11 protein-coding genes are annotated in these 18,579 nt (G+C 65.0%); 7 read left to right on the plus strand and 4 right to left on the minus strand.

Annotated elements, in window-relative coordinates; genetic code table 11:
• Positions 1-24: 24 nt before the first annotated feature.
• From BN1233_RS05760 to BN1233_RS05775, 4 genes are all read left to right on the plus strand, one after another.
• On the plus strand, positions 25-1,014 hold the full coding sequence (locus tag BN1233_RS05760) for an SPFH domain-containing protein (protein WP_046862611.1): 990 nt from the start codon (positions 25-27) through the stop codon (positions 1,012-1,014).
• Between the two features lie 3 nt (positions 1,015-1,017).
• Positions 1,018-1,467, plus strand: a complete 450-nt coding sequence (locus BN1233_RS05765; protein ID WP_046862612.1) for an NfeD family protein — start codon at positions 1,018-1,020, stop codon at positions 1,465-1,467.
• Positions 1,468-1,683: 216 nt separating this feature from the next.
• Complete coding sequence (locus BN1233_RS05770) at positions 1,684-2,844, plus strand: efflux RND transporter periplasmic adaptor subunit (protein ID WP_052763708.1); 1,161 nt, start codon at positions 1,684-1,686, stop codon at positions 2,842-2,844.
• Entirely contained in the window at positions 2,841-5,915 is a 3,075-nt protein-coding gene (locus tag BN1233_RS05775) for an efflux RND transporter permease subunit (RefSeq protein ID WP_046862613.1), read from the plus strand. The genes BN1233_RS05770 and BN1233_RS05775 overlap by 4 nt, the downstream gene beginning before the upstream one ends.
• Positions 5,916-6,291: 376 nt before the next feature.
• Here the strand turns inward: BN1233_RS05775 and BN1233_RS05780 are convergent, their stop codons facing one another.
• Both BN1233_RS05780 and galU read right to left on the minus strand, forming a co-directional pair.
• A complete protein-coding gene (locus tag BN1233_RS05780) occupies positions 6,292-7,287 on the minus strand; it encodes a KpsF/GutQ family sugar-phosphate isomerase (RefSeq protein ID WP_046862614.1) in 996 nt (331 codons plus the stop codon).
• Positions 7,288-7,379: 92 nt separating this feature from the next.
• Positions 7,380-8,246, minus strand: a complete 867-nt coding sequence (gene galU / locus BN1233_RS05785) for a UTP--glucose-1-phosphate uridylyltransferase GalU (protein ID WP_046862615.1) — start codon at positions 8,244-8,246, stop codon at positions 7,380-7,382.
• Between the two features lie 257 nt (positions 8,247-8,503).
• On the opposite strand from galU, the gene galE reads away from it, so the two are divergent.
• The 3 genes from galE (at position 8,504) to BN1233_RS05800 (ending at position 12,372) form a co-directional block, all read left to right on the plus strand.
• The gene (gene galE / locus BN1233_RS05790) at positions 8,504-9,493 is read left to right on the plus strand and encodes a UDP-glucose 4-epimerase GalE (protein ID WP_046862616.1); all 990 of its coding nucleotides are present in this window, start codon (positions 8,504-8,506) and stop codon (positions 9,491-9,493) included.
• Positions 9,494-9,783: 290 nt separating this feature from the next.
• Positions 9,784-11,004 carry a lytic murein transglycosylase gene (locus BN1233_RS05795; protein ID WP_046863111.1) on the plus strand — a complete coding sequence of 407 codons (1,221 nt, stop codon included), beginning with the start codon at positions 9,784-9,786 and terminating at the stop codon, positions 11,002-11,004.
• A gap of 54 nt (positions 11,005-11,058) precedes the next feature.
• Complete coding sequence (locus tag BN1233_RS05800) at positions 11,059-12,372, plus strand: SGNH/GDSL hydrolase family protein (protein ID WP_046862617.1); 1,314 nt, start codon at positions 11,059-11,061, stop codon at positions 12,370-12,372.
• A 34-nt stretch (positions 12,373-12,406) separates the two neighbouring features.
• On the opposite strand, the gene BN1233_RS05805 is transcribed toward BN1233_RS05800, so the two are convergent.
• Both BN1233_RS05805 and gltB read right to left on the minus strand, forming a co-directional pair.
• Positions 12,407-13,828 carry a glutamate synthase subunit beta gene (locus BN1233_RS05805; RefSeq protein WP_046862618.1) on the minus strand — a complete coding sequence of 474 codons (1,422 nt, stop codon included), beginning with the start codon at positions 13,826-13,828 and terminating at the stop codon, positions 12,407-12,409.
• Positions 13,829-13,875: 47 nt separating this feature from the next.
• Positions 13,876-18,576 carry a glutamate synthase large subunit gene (gene gltB, locus BN1233_RS05810; RefSeq protein WP_082145212.1) on the minus strand — a complete coding sequence of 1,567 codons (4,701 nt, stop codon included), beginning with the start codon at positions 18,574-18,576 and terminating at the stop codon, positions 13,876-13,878.
• Positions 18,577-18,579 lie beyond the last annotated feature (3 nt).

Below are 18,579 nucleotides of genomic sequence, written 5' to 3' on the forward strand. Positions count from 1 at the left end.
TGCCTGTGGGGGCTTTGCACGCTCATGTCGATCTCGCTCGGCTTCGATGTTTTCGTTATTGTATTCCTGGTCCTCGTGGTCCTGACGATCGCGATGGGCGTCCGCACCGTTCCGCAAGGTTACTCCTATACGGTTGAGCGCTTCGGACGGTTTTCGCGGACGCTCGGCCCGGGACTGGGCCTGATCGTCCCTTACGTCGAGCGGATCGGCCACAAGGTGAACGTCATGGAGCAGGTGCTCGACGTTCCGAGCCAGGAGGCCTTCACCCGGGACAATGCCGGCGTGAAGATCGACGCCGTGGCGTTCTACCAGGTGCTTGATGCCGCCCGCGCCTCCTACGAGGTCGCGGATCTCCAGGAGGCGCTCCTGACGCTCACGATGACGAATATCCGCACGGTCGTCGGGTCGATGGATCTCGACCAGCTTCTCTCGCACCGAGACGAGATCAACGACCGGCTTCTGCGCGTCGTCGATGCTGCAGCCTCGCCCTGGGGCGCGAAGGTCACGCGTGTCGAGATCAAGGACATCGTTCCCCCGGCGGACCTGGCCGGCGCCATGGCCCGACAGATGAAGGCCGAGCGCGAGAAGCGGGCCGCCGTGCTCGAGGCCGAGGGGGCCCGGCAGGCGGCGGTGTTGCGCGCGGAAGGGCAGAAGACCGCGGAGATCCTCGCCGCGGAAGCCCGCCGGGAAGCCGCCTTCCGGGACGCCGAGGCCCGCGAGCGCCAGGCTGAGGCGGAGGCCCGGGCGACGACCATGGTGAGCGATGCGATCACGCAAGGGGATCGGGTGGCCGCCAACTTCCTCGTCGCCGAGAAATACATCGACGCTCTTCGGGTCATGGCGAGCGCGCCGAACCAGAAGGTCATCATCGTGCCCGTCGAAGCGGCAGGGCTGACCGGCACGCTGGCCGGCATCGCGGAACTGACGCGGAGCGTGTTCGGCGATGGCGCCGCTCCGTCCGCGCGGCCCCCGCGGACCGTGCCGCCGGTCTCGAATGGGAACGGGCAGGGCTGAGCCGTGATCGCCGACCTCCTCACCGCCCTGGGGGCTTGGGCCTGGGTCGTGCTCGGGCTCCTGCTCATCGGAGCGGAACTGCTCGCTCCCGGCATCTTCATGCTGTGGCTCGGGCTCGCCGCACTCGTGACCGGTGGCGTGGTCGGCGCCTTCGATCTGTCCTGGCAGGCCTCAGCACTCATTTTTGCCGGCCTGTCCGTCGCCAGCGTGCTCGTCGGACGCCAGGTGGGCGGAAGCCGCGAGAGCGGCGGGCCTGCGGGAGACGGTCTCAACCGGCGCGGGGAAGCCCTCGTGGGCCGCGTTTTCGTGCTCGATACGCCGCTCAAGGGAGGCGAGGGCCGGCTGAGGGTGGACGATTCCTCCTGGCGCATCGTCGGCCCGGATACCCCGGCGGGCACCCGCATGCGGATCGTGCGCGTCGATGGCGCGACGCTCATCGTCGAGCCCGGCTGACGGACTTGGCCGCTTCACAACCTGCCGTCACGGTTAACGGTGCCGAGGTGCTTCCGGGGCAGTCGTCCGGCCCAGGAAGGCGTGGCTGCCTCCCAATGGAGCATGAACCCCGGGTGTCGCCGCTCCCCGGGATATGACGATCTTGTAATTTGATCTTTTAACGCAGGCATACCAATTACCGGGGCGGTATCAGCCACACCGTTAGCCGGAGATCCGATGCGGACGTCAGTCATCGCAGTGCTCGCACTCGTCGTGCTCGGTGGAGCCGGCGCAGTGCTGCTCGACGGGACCAGCCTCGATCGCCTCAGGGATCTGGGCGAGCAAGTGATGGCGCGGGCACAAGGGCACACCGGAAGGAACCAGGTTGCCGCACCACGTCCCGCGGGGCAGCAGCCGGCAACGGTTCCCGTGGAGACGGCCACAGCGCGCGAGGTCACATCGAGATCCGATATCCGTTCGGTCGGCAGCCTACAGTCGGACGAGTCGGTCCAGATCTCATCGGAGGTCGCCGGGCGTGTATCGGAAATCCTGTTCAAGGAGGGGCAGCAGGTCCGGGCCGGAGAGATCCTCGTGAAGCTGGACGATGCCCTGACGAGGGCCGAGCTCGGAGAGGCACAGGCTCGCCTGGCGCTCGCGGAGGCGAATTACAAACGGACCAGCTCCTTGGCCCGATCCGGGAACACGACCCAACGCGCCGAGGACGAGGCGACCAGCGCGCTCGAGACCGCCCGCGCGGCCGTAGACCTCATCAAGGTGCGGCTCGACAAGCTGTCCATCACGGCGCCGTTCAGCGGATTTGTAGGGATCCGGAAGGTTTCCGTCGGTGCCTATGTCGGCCCGGGCTCCCCCCTCGCCAACCTCGAAAAGATCAATGAACTCAAGGTCGATTTCAAGGTTCCCGAGATCCACCTCGCCGACGTCAAGGTCGGGCAGGAGATCGAGGTCACGGTCGACGCCCTCCCGCGGCAGGTCTTCAGGGGGACGATCTACGCCATTGATCCCATGGTCGACGTGAACGGCCGGGCGCTCACCATTCGGGCCCGCCTCCCGAACCCGGATCTCGTCCTCCGCCCGGGCCTGTTCGCGCGCATCACCGTCAAGGGCCAGTCTGAGGCGAAGGTCGTCGTGGTGCCCGAGGAGGCCGTGGTTCCGCGAGGTGACTCGGCGCTGCTCTACCGGGTCGAGAGCGGCAAGGCCGTGGAGACCAAGGTCAGGCTCGGGTCGCGCATGGCCGGCCACGTCGAGATTCTCGAAGGCCTCGCTCCGGAGGCGATCGTCGTGACGGCCGGCCAGACCCGCCTTCGCAACGGTGCCCTCGTCGAGGTCGTGTCGTCGACCGTATCGAGTCCGGGCGTGACCGCGCGAGACGCCCTGTGAGGCTTCCCGAATTCTGCATCAGGCGGCCCGTCTTTGCGACGGTCCTGAGCCTCATCCTGATCCTCGTCGGCGTGGTGTCATGGGACCGGCTCACCGTCCGTGAGTATCCCGTGATCGACGAGCCGGTCGTGTCCGTCACGACCCGCTACCCCGGCGCTTCGGCCGCGATCATCGAAACCCAGGTGACCCAGGTCCTCGAAGGCTCCATTGCGGGGATCGAGGGCATCGACATTCTCGAATCGACGAGCCGCGCGGAGACGAGCCGCATCACGGTGAGGTTCAGGCTCGAGATCGATCCCGACGTGGCCGCGAGCGACGTCAGGGATCGCGTGAGCCGCGTTCGTGGCCGTCTCCCCGACGAAATCGACGAGCCGATCATCGCGAAGGTGGAGGCGGATGCCCAGCCGGTCATCTATCTCGCCTTCACGAGCGATCGCATGAACGCGCTCGAGCTGACCGACTATGTCGACCGGTTCGTGGTCGATCGGCTCAAGAACCTGACCGGCGTTGCCGACGTGACGATCTTCGGCGAGCGTCGCTACGCGATGCGGATCTGGGTCGACCGGGAACGCCTCGCCGCCTACAACCTCACCGTCCAGGACATCGAGAGCGCGCTGCGCACGCAGAACGTCGAGCTCCCGTCGGGGCGCATCGAGAGCCAGGATCGCGAGTTCACGATTCTCTCCCGCACGGGTCTCACCACGCCGGAGCAGTTCGAGAACATCGTCGTCAAGCTGGCAGACGGCTATCAGGTCAAGATGCGCGACGTCGCGCGAGTCGAGCTCGGAGCCGCCGATACGCGGCGCGACAGTACCTTCAATGGAAAGACCACGGTCACGGTCGGCATCGTCAAGCAGGCCGTTGCGAACCCGCTCGACGTGTCTTCAGCATTGCGCCAGGTCCTGCCGGAGATCAACGAGTCGCTTCCGGAGGGAATGACATCGGAGATCGGCAACGACAGTGCGGTCTTCATCGACCGCTCGATCAAGGCGGTCTACAGCACCATTCTCGAGGCTGTCGGCCTCGTAGTCCTCGTGATCCTGTTCTTCCTGCGAACCTTGCGGGCGTCGATCATACCGGTCGTGACGATCCCGATCTCGCTGATCGCGACCTTCGCGCTGATGTATGCCTTCGGGTTCAGCATCAACACGCTTACGCTCCTCGCGATGGTCCTGGCGATCGGTCTCGTCGTCGACGACGCGATCGTGGTGCTCGAGAACATCTACCGACACATCGAGGACGGCATGGAGCCGGTCGCGGCGGCGATCCGCGGCTCGCGCGAGATCGGGTTCGCGGTCGTCGCGATGACCCTGACGCTCGCGGCAGTCTATGCGCCGATCGCATTCTCGCCGGGGCGCACCGGGCGCGTCTTCCTGGAGTTCGCGCTGACGCTGGCCAGCGCCGTGATCGTCTCGGGCTTCGTCGCCCTGACACTGACGCCGATGATGTGCTCGAAGCTCCTCAAGCACAGGTCCAATCCCGGCCGTCTCTATCTCGCGGTCGAGCGGGCTTTCGAGGCGTTCGAGTCCGGATATCGCTCCGTTCTTCGTGGAACCCTCCGGGTCCGCTGGCTCGTCATAATCGTGGCGGTGGGCGTAGCAGGATCGAGCGCCGTCTTCTTCATGAGCCTTCCGTCGGAACTGGCGCCCGTCGAGGATCGCGGCGTCCTTCAGGTGCGGGGCAGTGCGCCAGAGGGAGCAACCTTATCCTATACGGGCCGCTACGCCCGCCAGGTCAGTCAACTCGTCGCGCAGGTTCCCGAGGTCGCCTCGTCGCTGCTCATCGTCGGCTTCCCGGACGTCACGGACTTCGTCGCGATCGGTCGCCTCAAGGATTGGGCAGAACGCGACGTCAAGCAGCAGGATCTGGCTGCGGCGCTGACGCCGCAATTGAGCCGCATCCCCGGTGTTCGGGCCTTCGCGAACAACCCGCCGTCTCTGGGCCAGAGGGGCTCGTCGCGCCCCGTCGAGTTCGTCATCCAGACCTCCGGGACCTACGAGCAGCTTCAGGAATATGTATCGACGCTGCTCGAACGGGTGAGCGATTACCCGGGGCTCACGAACGTCGACACGGATCTGAAGCTCAACAAGCCGGAATTCCGCATCGCCCTGGACCGGGCGAAGGTCGCGGATCTCGGCCTTGATGTCTCGGTCGTCGGACGCACGCTCGAGACGCTCCTCGGCGGGCGGCAAGTGACCCGGTTCGAGGCGAACGGCGAGCAGTACGATGTCTACGTGCAGCTCGCAGCCGAGGATCGCGCATCACCCGAAACGCTTTCGACCATCTATCTGCGCTCCCCGCGCGGCGAGATGATTCAGCTCTCGAACATCGTGACCGTGACCGAGAGCGTCGCGCCGAAGGATCTGCGGCGCTTCAATCAGCTCCGCGCCGTGACGCTCTCGGCCAATCTGGCGCCCGGCACATCACTCGGCGACGCACTCAACTTCCTCGAGAACACCGCGCGGGAGGTGCTGCCGTCGAACGTGCAGACCGATCTCGCCGGCCAGAGCCGTGAGTTTCGCGCCGCGTCCCAGAGCCTCGCCGTCGTCTTCGTCCTGGCGCTCGGCTTCATCTATCTCGTTCTGTCCGCGCAGTTCGAGAGCTTCCGCGATCCGCTCATCATTCTGATCACGGTGCCACTGTCGATGACGGGTGCACTCGCCGCGCTCTACTGGACCGGTGGCTCGCTGAACGTGTTCTCGCAGATCGGTCTCGTCACGCTCGTCGGGCTTATTACGAAGCACGGAATTCTGATCGTCGAATTCGCCAATCAGCAGCAGGAAGCAGGAATGCAGCGCCTGGAAGCGGTGATCGAGGCCGCGGTGCTGCGGCTTCGCCCGATCCTGATGACGACCGGCGCCATGGTGCTCGGCGCCATTCCGCTCGCTCTCGCTGAAGGCGCCGGTGCAGAAAGTCGGCAGCAGATCGGCTGGGTCATCGTCGGCGGGATGAGCCTCGGAACGTTGCTGACCCTGTTCGTCGTGCCGACCGTCTACACGCTGATCGGCCGCAAGCATCGGGCGGGCGAAGCGCATGGGGCAGTGCATCCGGCTCACCAGCCCGCGGAGTAAAAGGGAGTGTGCACCCGTTGTGTGTGTGATGGGTGATACGATCGCTTCGTTAGTACGAGCCGAAAGTGGCGCAACTTATCAAGACGCATTCCCGTCATTGCGAACCAAGCGAAGCAAGCCAGCCTGTCAGCAGCAGTGCCGCTGGATTGCTCCACTCCGCTCGCGATGACGGCGAGGGCGTGAGTAAGGGATGAGCACTGCCGGAAACGGAAACAACTCCGGATCCACCTCCGTCCTTGCGAGCCGTACGCGTGATGCACTACTCCTCTCATTGCACTTCCGTCATTGCGAGCCAGAGGCGAAGCAATCTACCCGTCGAAGGGTATGCTCCTTAATCGCTTCACTGTATTCGAAATGACGAAAGATCTCGGAAACCCTACGTCACGCCCGCACGGAGCAGATCGAGATAGTGAACCAGTCCGATCGGCTTGCGTTCCTCGAGCACGATCAAGGCAGTAATTCCCGAACTCTCCTGCAACTCCAGGGCGGAGGCCAAAAGTGCATCGGGCGGGACCGTCCGGGGCTTCTTCGTCATGATCTCGTCGACGAGCAGCGTCCCGAGATCCGGCCTGAGATTGCGCCGCAGATCGCCGTCCGTGACGATGCCGGCGAGTGCGCCGTCCGCATCGACGACGATCACGCAGCCGAAGCCCTTGCGGCTGATCTCCTGGATCGCCTGGTCCATGCGTGTGCCCTCGAGCACGATCGGCAGGCGCTCCCCGACATGCATGATGTCGCGCACCAGACGAAGCTGCGCTCCGAGCTTCCCGCCGGGATGGAACACCCGGAAATGCTCGGCGGTGAATCCGCGCCGTTCCAGAAGCGCCACGGCGAGCGCGTCCCCGAGGGCGAGCTGCATTGTCGTGGAGGTCGTCGGCGCCAGACCGTTCGGGCAGGCCTCGCGTGCCTTGGGCAGCTCGAGGCATAGATCGGCTTGCCGGCCGAGGGTCGAATCGGCTCGCGACGTGATCGCGACGAGAAGAACACGAAACCGCTTGGCATAGCCGATCAGGTCCGCGAGCTCGGTCGTCTCACCCGACCACGACAGGGCCAGGATCGCGTCGTCCGAGCGGATCATCCCGAGATCGCCGTGGCTCGCCTCGGCAGGGTGAACATAATGGGCTGGCGTTCCCGTCGAGGCGAAGGTCGCGGCGACCTTTCGCGCGACATGTCCGGATTTCCCCATTCCGGTCACGACGACGCGTCCCCGCACCGCGGCGAGGCCCTCTACGGCAGCTGCGAAAGTGGCTCCGAGACCATTCCCGATGGCATCGATAAGTTCGGCGATTCCATCCCGCTCGGTCGCGAGCGTGCGAAGCGCGGAATCGACGGCTGCGCTCTCCGGGAGCGGCTGGGGCATCGTTCTGGCCATGGGGGCCCCTTCGATGATGGTCCGCTGAGACGGGCCTGTGGCGATGCCGGCCCGTCTCGAAACGGCACTTCGTGCGCGCGTGCCTCGCGCGTTCAAGCCTGCTTCAGGAGCTCCGCGAGCCCATCCCGGAGCGGACCTGCAAGATCTTCGCGCTCGAGGCCGTAGGCAGCATTCGCGAGCAGGAAACCGATCTTCGAGCCGGTGTCGAAGGTTCGTCCCCGGTAATGCATGCCGAAGAACTTCTGCGTCTTCGCAAGCTGCTTCATGGCATCGGTGAGCTGGATCTCGCCGCCGGCTCCCTTCTCCTGGCGCGACAGGATCTCGAAGATCTCCGGCTGCAGAATGTACCGGCCCGAGATCATGAAGTTCGAGGGAGCGGTTCCCTTCGGCGGCTTTTCGACCATGCCGGTGATTTCGAAGGTACCGCCGAAGGTCTCGCCCATCGAGACGATGCCGTATTGATGGGTCTGGTCATCCAGCACCTGCTCGACCGCGATGATGTTTCCGCCATGCCGCTCGTAGGCCGCCATCATCTGCACCATCGAGCCGCGGCTCAGCATGTCGGGCAGAAGCACGGCGAAGGGCTCGTCTCCGACGATCTCCCGCGCGCACCAGACCGCATGCCCGAGGCCGAGCGGCGCCTGCTGGCGCGTGAAGCTCGTCTGCCCGGCCTGGGGGAGATCCCGGACGAGCTCCTCCAGCTCCTTGGTCTTGCCGCGGGCCTCCAGGGTCTGATTCAGCTCGTATGCAATGTCGAAGTGATCTTCGATGACCGCCTTGTTGCGTCCGGTCACGAAGACGAAATGCTCGATTCCGGCTTCGCGGGCCTCGTCCACTACGTGCTGGACGACCGGCCGGTCGACCACCGTCATCATTTCTTTCGGAACGGCCTTCGTGGCGGGAAGAAAGCGAGTGCCGAGGCCGGCGACGGGGAGGACGGCTTTGCGAATTTTTTTCATCGGATTGCCATTCGAGGGATTTGGGGGCGTTGAAGGGTGGGAATGAGGTGGTGTCAAGGCGGGCGGCCGATCCGCATACCGCCCCGGCGTCAGGACCAAGCCCTAGGCACCGCCTGAGGTCGACCCGCTCCTCCGATTGCTCGAACGCGGCTCTCCCTGCCTGCAGGACGCCTCGCCATTTCGGTCAAAAGCCCGAAACCTGGTAGACCGTTCCGCCCGAACCTGCAAAGGACAGGGGCACGGGAAGAGGAAAGACCATGGCGGTTCTGGTGACGGGCGGTGCCGGCTATATCGGTAGCCATATGGTGCTCGAGCTTCGCGATGCGGGCGAGCGGGTCGTCGTGCTCGACGACCTCTCGACGGGCGTCCGGGATGTAGTTCCGCCAGATGTCACGCTCGTGACCGGTGACGTCGGCGATGCCGGGCTCGTGCGGCATCTGGTCCAAGAGCACGGGATCGACGCTATCGCCCATTTCGCAGCGAAGATCGTGGTGCCCGAATCGGTCGCGGATCCGCTCGGCTATTACCTCAACAATACGGTCAAGAGCCGCAGCCTCATCGAGGCCGCGGTCAAATCCGGCGTTCGGCACTTCATCTTTTCCTCGACCGCCGCGGTTTACGGGGAGCCGTCCGTGGGCTCCGCCTCCGAGGATCTCCCGCCGGCACCGATCAACCCTTACGGCCGCTCCAAGCTCATGACGGAGTGGATGCTGCAGGATGCAGGCCATGCCCATGGGCTCACCTTCGCCATTCTGCGCTATTTCAACGTGGCGGGGGCCGACCCGGCCGGACGCGCCGGGCAGTCGACCCCGAATGCGACTCACCTCATCAAGGTCGCGGCCCAGGCGGCCCTTGGCCTGAGGCCTTTCCTGCAGGTCTTCGGAACCGATTATCCGACCCGGGACGGCTCGTGCATCCGGGACTACATCCAGGTCAGCGATCTCGCTCAGGCGCATGTCGCCGCGCTCGGACATCTGCGGAACGGCGGCGAGAGCCTCCTGCTGAATTGCGGCTATGGACGCGGGTTCTCGGTGCTTGAGGTCATCGAGGTCGTGAAGAGAGTGTCCGAGGTCGATTTCGAGGTCCGCTACACGGGCCGACGGGCTGGCGATCCGGCCGCCCTGGTCGCACAGGTCGACAGGATCCGCGAAAGGCTGGCTTGGGAGCCACGTTACGACGATCTCGCTACGATCGTCGATCAGGCGCTCCGCTGGGAGCGCAGGCTGCAAGACTTCCGGGCCGCCTGAGCACGACCAGCCGCTAGATCGCACCTGTTAGGAGTTGGGCAACCATGTTCGCGCCGAAAGGTCCCGGATGGGCCGTTCGGGGCGGAAAACTCGCTCGGGGGCTTGCGAACGTAATCCAACGTTAACCATGATGCGGTGGGCTCAGGCCTCGGAGGCGGGGCAGAATAACACCGGCCGGGACCACGACAGTGGGCATCGGTACGGCGGCGAAGCCACGCTGGGGAATCTTTTTTGCATGTGTTGTGACGCGGATCGGCTCGGCACAGCTGATCGCGCGCCAGGAGCGATTGATGGCCCGTCACCCGTCGCTTGCGCTGCTTCGGCGCATCCTCGGATCGGTCGGCTTGAGCCTTTGCCTGGGGCTGGCGGCGCTCGGCCCCTCTCATGCGCAGAATGATGGCGGCGCCGAATTCCGCCGCTTCGTGGAGCAGCTCTGGCCCGATGCCCGGCGCCGGGGCATTTCCCGGGCGACGTTCGACGGGGCGTTCCGAGGCGTGACGCCCGATCCCAAGATCATCGCCCTGACCAGGAAACAGTCGGAGTTCGTGCGTCCCATTTGGGACTACATCGATGGCGCGGTTTCCGCCCAGCGCCTCGAGCGGGGGCGCCAGATCGCCAGCGAGTGGGCCAACACGCTTGCCCGGGTCGAGCGCACTTATGGCGTGCCAAGCTCGGTCGTGCTCGGCGTCTGGGGCATGGAAACCAATTTCGGGAGTTTCACGGGATCGACCTACGTGGTGCGGGCGCTCGCGACGCTTGCCTACACGGGTTATCGGGGAGCCTTCTTCCGGGACGAGCTTCTCGTCGCCCTGCAGATCCTCCAGCAGGGCCATGTCGAACGCTCAGTGATGCTGGGGTCCTGGGCCGGCGCGATGGGCCAGACGCAGTTCATGCCGTCGAGCTTCGTCAAATACGCCGTCGACGGGAATGGGGACGGCCGACGCGACATTTGGCGCTCTGTCCCGGATGCCCTGGCCTCGACTGCCAATTACCTGCGCCAGCATGGCTGGAAGCCGGGCCTCCCCTGGGGCTTCGAAGTGGAACTCCCAGAGGGGTTCGATTTCCGCAACCACCGCCACGGTTTCCAGGCCTGGAGGGGGCTGGGCCTCCGGCGGGTCGACGGCAAGCCGTTTCCGTCTTCCGGCGAGGCGACCCTGTTCGTTCCGGGCGGGGCGAGAGGGCCCGCCTTCCTGGTCACCGACAATTATCTCGTCATCAAGGCCTACAATTCCTCGGACGCCTACGCGATGGGCGTCGCTCATCTCGGGGACCGCCTCTTCGGCGGAAAGCCCATTCAGGGTGACTGGCCGAAGGAGCCTATGCTCGGGCGGGACCAGCGCCAGGAAGTGCAGCAGCACCTCGCGGGGCTCGGCTTCTACGAGGGCGAGACGGACGGAAAGTTCGGGACCAAGACGCGGGAGGCCGTGCGGAACTTCCAGCTCGAGCGGGGGCTGATCCCGGACGGATACGTCAATGCGGCCCTTCTGCGCGAATTGCGCACGGTCCGCTGACGCCGCCCCGCGGAAGCCCTATACTCGCCGGATGGTGAGCGCGGGGACCTTCCTATGCGATGGCGGTTGATCCTGGCCTGCATCACGATCGGCGTAGCATCACTGACGGCTACGAGGTCGTCTGCACAGCCCGGCGATCCCCGCTATTACTATGATGGGCGCAATGCCTACCCACGGCAGGCCCCACCGCCGGGCTATGGCCGGCCGCCGCCCGGATATTACCCGGGGATGCTCATCCAGAGAGCGCCGGGCGCCCCGGTTCCACCGCCACAGGAGTTCAACCTGCGGCGGCTTTTCGGTGTCGAAGAGGATGTTCCACGCAGGCCACGGCCCACGCCGAGTGTCCGGCGGAGCCGACCGCAGCCGCCACCTGCGGCCGCTGCGAAGCCGGCAGTCCCGAAAGTCGATCCGTCCACGCATATCGTCGTGTTCGGCGACGCATTTGCCGAGCTGACCGGACAGGGGCTCGACGATGCTTTCGAGGAAATGCCGGACGTCGAGGTCGTGCGGAAGGTCCGGGCCGACAGCGGCCTCGTCCGGAAGGAGGTGCATGACTGGTCGAAGTCGATCCGGGAGGTGCTCGACGGGGGCCAGGAGGTCACGGTTGCGGTCGTGATGCTGGGTTCGAACGACCGGCAGACGATTCGTGAGGGCGACGAGAGCTACGACCCGCTGTCCCCCAGGTGGCTCGAGATCTACCGGGCGCGGATCGACGCGGTCATGCAGCCGTTCCGCGAGCGTGGCATTCCGGTCGTCTGGGTCGGAAATCCGCCGATGCGCAGCGACCGCTTCTCGGCTGACATGGTGCGAATCAACGAGGTCATCCGTGAGGGCGTCGAGCGCAACGGGGGCAGTTATGTCGATATCTGGCCCGGCTTCGTCGATGACGAGAACCACTACACGGCTACCGGGCCGGACGTCACAGGCCAGCCTTCGCGCCTGCGAGCCAGCGACGGCGTGCTCTTCACGCGGGCCGGCGCTCGCAAGGCAGCCCATTTCGTCGATGCCGAGATCAAACGCCTGATCGATGGAAAAACCACGGGAGCTGCCATTGCCGCGGTGCCGGCCGTTCCGCCAACCCCGGCCGAGGGGGCGAGCGTCGATCAGATCATCAGCTCATCCTTGCCGAGCCTGCCCGAGCCAGCGGGAACGCCGCCCTTGGAACCCAAGCCGCTGGCCGGCCCCGTCCTGCCCCTGACCCGGCCTGACCTCGCATCGGACGGAAAGCTCATCACGAAGCGGCCGACTCTCGAGGGCGATCACGGCTACACGGCACGGCGCGCTCTCAGGGAAGGGGTGCCGTCGCCGCCCCGCCCGGGCCGCGCCGACGACTTCCGCTGGCAGGGGTCCATGGCGGTTCGCGAGTGAGTGCGAAGTAGCGACGCTCACCGGAGCGGCTCCATTACCGCGGCAGGATGCTCGAGCCCATCAGGTATTCGTCGATCGAGCGGGCGGCCTGGCGACCCTCGCGAATGGCCCACACGACGAGCGATTGTCCGCGGCGCATGTCGCCCGCCGCAAAGACCTTGTCGGCCGAGGTTCGGTAGTCGTTCTCGTTGGCGATCACATTGCCGCGCCGATCGCAGATAACGCCGGATTCCTCGAGCAATCCCTCCCGCACCGGACCCGCGAAGCCGATCGCGATGAAAACGAGATCCGCGGGAAGCACGAATTCTTCTCCGGCGAGCGGCTGACGGCGCTCGTCGACCCGAATGCAACGGATGCCGATGCAGCGCCCGCGCCGTCCCTCGATGCCGAGCGTCGCTGCCTGGAACTCGCGCTCCGCACCCTCGGCCTGACTTGAGGATGTCCGGAGCTTCGTCGGCCAATATGGCCAGAAGGCGAGCTTGTCCTCACGTTCCGGCGGACGAGGACGGATGTCGAGTTGGGTCACAGAGAGCGCGCCCTGCCGGAACGCCGTGCCGATGCAGTCCGATGCGGTATCGCCACCGCCGATCACCACCACATGCTTGCGCTCTGCGAGGATTGGCTCCTCCACGATGGGTTCCGATCCGATCCGGCGGTTCGATTGCGTGAGATAGGGCATCGCGAAATGGACGCCGGCGAGGTTCTGTCCCGGCAGTTTCGGATCGCGTGGATCCTCGGCGCCACCGGCGAACAGCACCGCGTCGAACTCGTTGTGGAGCGACGCGAAGGATTTCGTGACGCCGACATTCACGCCGCAATGGAACACGACGCCTTCCGCCTCCATCTGCCGGATGCGGCGGTCGATATGGTGCTTCTCCATCTTGAAGTCGGGGATGCCGTAGCGGAGCAATCCTCCGAGCTTCGGCTCCCGCTCGAAGACGTGAACTTCATGGCCGACACGCGCGAGCTGCTGCCCAGCAGCGAGGCCGGCCGGCCCGGAGCCGATCACCGCGACCGTCTTGCCGGTCCGGGTCTTCGCGGGTTCCGGCCTGGTCCAGCCCATCTCCCAGGCCTTGTCCGCAATGGCCTGCTCGATGTTCTTGATTGTGACCGGCTGGTTCTCGAGGTTGAGCGTGCAGGCCTCCTCGCACGGAGCCGGGCAGATGCGGCCGGTGAATTCCGGAAAGTTGTTGGTCGAGTGGAGATTGCGGGCTGCCTCTTCCCAGTCGTCCTGCCAGACGAGCTCGTTCCAGTCCGGAATTTGATTGTGCACCGGGCAGCCGGTCGGCCCATGGCAGAACGGGATGCCGCAATCCATGCACCGTGCTGCCTGTTTGCGGAGATCGCCGTTGTCGACCGGCAGCGTGAATTCGCGGAAATGGCGAACACGATCGCCGGCAAGCTGGTACTTCTGCTCCTGCCGGTCGAATTCGAGAAAACCCGTGACCTTGCCCATGTCTCTAAACCATCAAACTTGCGATCATCGCCAGGAGAGGCAGGTGGCTACTCGGCCGCCTGCAGGGTGCGATAGCGCTCCATCTCCATCTCCCGGAGCGCCCGGCGGTATTCGACAGGCATCACCTTCACGAAGCGCGTGCGGGAATTCGCCCAATCGTCGAGGATCTCGCGTGCCCGCGCCGAACCCGTATAGGCGTGATGGTTCGACAGAAGCTGCAGCAGACGCTCTTCGTCTGGCCCCGACATGTTGGCCATGATGTCGATCCGGCCCTTGGTCTCGAGATCGCCACCGTGGTGATGGAGGCGCTGCATCAGGTCCTCCTCCTCCTCGACGGGCTCAAGATCGACCATCGACAGGTTGCAGCGCCTCGAGAAAGTCCCGTCCTCGTCGAGGACATAGGCGATGCCGCCCGACATGCCGGCCGCGAAGTTGCGTCCGGTCTGGCCGATCACGACGACGATGCCGCCCGTCATGTATTCGCAGCCGTGATCTCCGGTGCCTTCGACGACGGCGATCGCGCCCGAATTGCGGACAGCGAACCGCTCTCCCGCGACGCCGCGGAAATAGCACTCGCCCGCAATCGCTCCGTAAAGCACGGTGTTGCCGACGATGATCGATCGCTCCGCAGCGGCACGCGACGAGACAGGCGGACGGATGATGATCTTGCCGCCGGAAAGCCCTTTCCCGACATAGTCGTTCGCTGCGCCTTCGAGGGTCAGCGTCACGCCGGCCGCAAGCCATGCGCCGAAGCTCTGGCCTGCCGTGCCATGCAGCGTCACGCCGATGGTGTCGTCGGGTAGGCCTTCATGGCCGTAGCGCTTGGCGACTTCGCCCGAGAGCATCGCACCGGCGGCACGATCGCGGTTCGTGATCGCGGCTTCAATCGTCACGCGCTCGTCGCGCTCGAGCGCCGGCTCCGCTTGCACGATGAGATTGCGGTCGAGCACGTCTGTGATCGGATGCTTCTGCCTTTCGGCATGACGGATTGCGACATCCGGACCAGCCTCGGGCTTGTGGAAGATGCGCGTGAAGTCGAGGCCCTTCGCCTTCCAATGCGCAATCGCCTCGCGCTTGTCGAGGAGATCGGAGCGCCCAACCATCTCCGACACGGTGCGGAATCCGAGTTGCGCCATGCACTCGCGCACCTCTTCGGCCAGGAAGAAGAAGTAGTTGATCACGTGTTCGGGCAAGCCCTTGAAGCGCTTGCGCAGAACCGGATCCTGTGTCGCAACCCCGACCGGGCAGGTATTGAGATGACACTTGCGCATCATGATGCAGCCGGCCGCGATCAGGGGCGCAGTCGAGAAGCCGAACTCGTCGGCACCCAGCAGAGCCGCAATCACCACGTCGCGGCCGGTCCGCAAACCACCGTCAGCCTGGATGACGACGCGTCCGCGCAGCCGGTTCAGGACGAGCGTCTGCTGCGTCTCGGCAAGCCCGATCTCCCAAGGGGAGCCGGCATGCTTGATCGACGTGAGCGGAGATGCGCCGGTTCCGCCCTCGAAGCCCGAGATCGTGATGTGGTCCGCCCGCGCCTTGGCGACGCCGGCCGCCACGGTGCCGACACCGACCTCGGAGACGAGCTTCACGGAAACGTCCGCTGCAGGATTGACGTTCTTGAGGTCGAAGATCAGCTGGGCGAGATCCTCGATCGAGTAGATGTCATGATGTGGCGGCGGGGAGATGAGTGCGACACCCGGCGTCGAATGACGCAGACGAGCGATCACCGCGTCGACCTTGTGACCCGGTAGCTGCCCGCCCTCGCCGGGCTTGGCGCCCTGCGCGATCTTGATCTGCATGACGTCGGAATTGACGAGATATTCCGTCGTCACGCCGAAGCGCCCCGAAGCAATCTGCTTGATCGATGACCGCTTCGAGCGCCCATCCGGCAGCGGCCGGTAGCGAATCGAATCCTCACCGCCCTCGCCGGTGTTGGAACGAGCGCCGATCGCGTTCATGGCGAGGGCCAGCGTCTCGTGCGCCTCCTTCGAGATGGCGCCGAGCGACATGGCACCTGTCGAGAAGCGCTTCACGATCTCGGCTGCCGGCTCGACTTCATCGAGTGGAACGGCCTGTCGCCCGTCTTCTTCCGCACTCTTGATGCGGAACAATCCGCGGATCGTCTTAAGCTCCGTCTCCTGCTCGTTCACGAGCCGCGCGAAATCGCGGTAGCGATCCTGCGCATTGTGGCGGACCGCATGCTGCAGCGTCGCGACCGTGTCGGGATTCCAGGCATGCTCTTCGCCGCGGATTCGGTATGCATATTCGCCGCCGACATCGAGCGCGGTCCGGTAGATCGGCGCATCGCCGAAGGCATCCCGGTGACGCCGCACCGCTTCCTCGGCGATCTCCGCCATGCCGACGCCCTCGATGGTCGTCGCCGTTCCGAAAAAGTCGCGATTCACGAAGCCGGAGCTCAGACCGACCGCATCGAAGATCTGTGCGCCGCAATAGGACTGATAGGTCGATATGCCCATCTTCGACATGACCTTCAGGAGGCCCTTGTCGATCGACTTGATGTAGCGCTGGATGATCTCGTCCTCGTCGACCTCCGGCGGCAGCTCGTCCTTCATGGCAAGCAGGGCGTCGAAGGCGAGATAGGGGTTGATAGCCTCCGCCCCGTAGCCCGCGAGGCAGGCGAAGTGATGGACCTCCCGGGGCTCACCGGATTCCACGACGAGCCCGACCGATGTCCGCAGCCCCTTGCGGATGAGGTAGTTATGGACCGCCGCCGTGGCGAGCAGGGTAGGAATCGGAACCCGGTCCGGACCCACCATCCGATCGGACAGGATGATGATGTTGTAGCCGCCATGGACGGCGGCTTCCGCACGGTCGCAGAGGCGGTCGACCGCACCGTCGAGCGCAGCGGCTCCAAGCTCGGCCGGATAGGTGATGTCGAGGGTCTTCGTATCGAAGCGGTCCTCGAAATGTCCGATGCAACGGATCTTCTCGAGATCCTCGTTGGTGAGAATGGGCTGGCGCACCGCCAGGCGCTTGCGGCGCGATGTGCCTTCGAGATCGAGAATGTTTGGCCGCGGCCCGATGAACGACACGAGGCTCATGACGAGCTCCTCGCGGATCGGATCGATCGGCGGATTCGTGACCTGCGCGAAATTCTGCTTGAAATAGGTATAGAGCAGCTTCGGCTTGTCGGAGAGCGCCGAGATCGGCGTATCGGTCCCCATCGAGCCGACGGCTTCCTGTCCGGTCACCGCCATCGGCTGCATGAGAAGCTTGAGATCCTCCTGCGTATAGCCGAAGGCCTGCTGGCGATCGAGGAGCGAGACGTCGGTGCGGGATTCGCGCGCCTGAACGGGCTTGAGGTCCTCCAGCACGATCTGCGTGCGCTTCAGCCAGTCCTTGTAGGGCAGGGCCTTGGCGAGCGAAGACTTGATCTCCTCGTCGGCGATGATCCGGCCCTGATCGAGGTCGATGAGAAGCATCTTGCCGGGCTGCAGACGCCACTTCTCGATGATCCGCTCCTCAGGAATCGGCAGCACGCCTATTTCCGAGGCAAGCACGACGAGGCCATCATCAGTCACGATATAACGCGCGGGGCGCAGGCCGTTACGATCGAGCGTGGCGCCGATCTGCCGCCCATCCGTGAAGCAGATCGCGGCGGGCCCGTCCCAGGGCTCCATCAGGGCGGCGTGATACTCGTAGAAAGCACGCCGATCCTCACTCATCAGCGGATTGCCGGCCCAGGCTTCCGGGATCAGCATCATCATCGCATGCGCGAGCGAGTAGCCGCCGCGAACCAGGAACTCGAGCGCGTTGTCGAAACAGGCCGTGTCCGACTGACCCTCATACGAGATCGGCCAGAGCTTCGAGATGTCGTTGCCGAAGAGCTCGGAATCCGTGGAGGCCTGGCGCGCCGCCATCCAGTTCACGTTGCCGCGCAGCGTGTTGATCTCGCCGTTATGCGCGACCATCCGGTAGGGGTGAGCGAGCTGCCAGGTCGGGAAAGTGTTCGTAGCAAAGCGCTGATGCACGAGGGCAATTGCGCTCTCGAAGCGGGGATCCTTCAGGTCGCGATAATAGTCTCCGAGCTGTGTGACGAGCACCATGCCCTTGTAGACGATCGTGCGCGACGAGAGGCAGACAGGATAATATCCTTCGGCGCGCGGATCCTTGAGATTGTAGACGGCGTTCGAGACCACCTTGCGCGCGAGGAAGAGGCGCCGCTCGAGGCCCTCGGGATCTGATGCGCCGGTCGCATGCGTGACGAAGATCTGGCGGTGGCGGGGTTCGGTCGCGAGGACGCTCTCGCCGAGATCGCTGGAATCGACCGGCACATCGCGCCAGCCGAGGAGCTGAAGGCCCTCATCGGCCAACGCTTTGGTGACGATCTCCTCGACGATCCGGAATCCCTCCGGGTCACGCGGCATGAAGAGATGGCCGACCCCGTATGCGCCGGCCTGTGGGAGCTCGAAGCCGAGGGCGCGGCATTCCTCGGCGAAGAAATCATGAGGGATCTGGACGAGGATTCCGCAACCGTCGCCCATCTTCGGATCGGCGCCCACGGCACCGCGGTGGTCAAGATTGCGCAGGATCGAAAGACCCTGCTCGACGATCGCATGGCTCTTGCGATTCTTCATGTCCGCGATGAAGCCGACGCCGCAGGCATCATGCTCGTTCGCGGGATCGTAGAGCCCCTGCCGGGCCGGTAGCCCCAAGGCGCAAATGGTCGGGACACCCGTCTCAGGGACGAATCGGGACTTTGCTCCGCCGATCGTGCGTTCCATGGA

The organism is Microvirga massiliensis, assembly GCF_001006805.1.
Classification (GTDB): domain Bacteria; phylum Pseudomonadota; class Alphaproteobacteria; order Rhizobiales; family Beijerinckiaceae; genus Microvirga; species Microvirga massiliensis.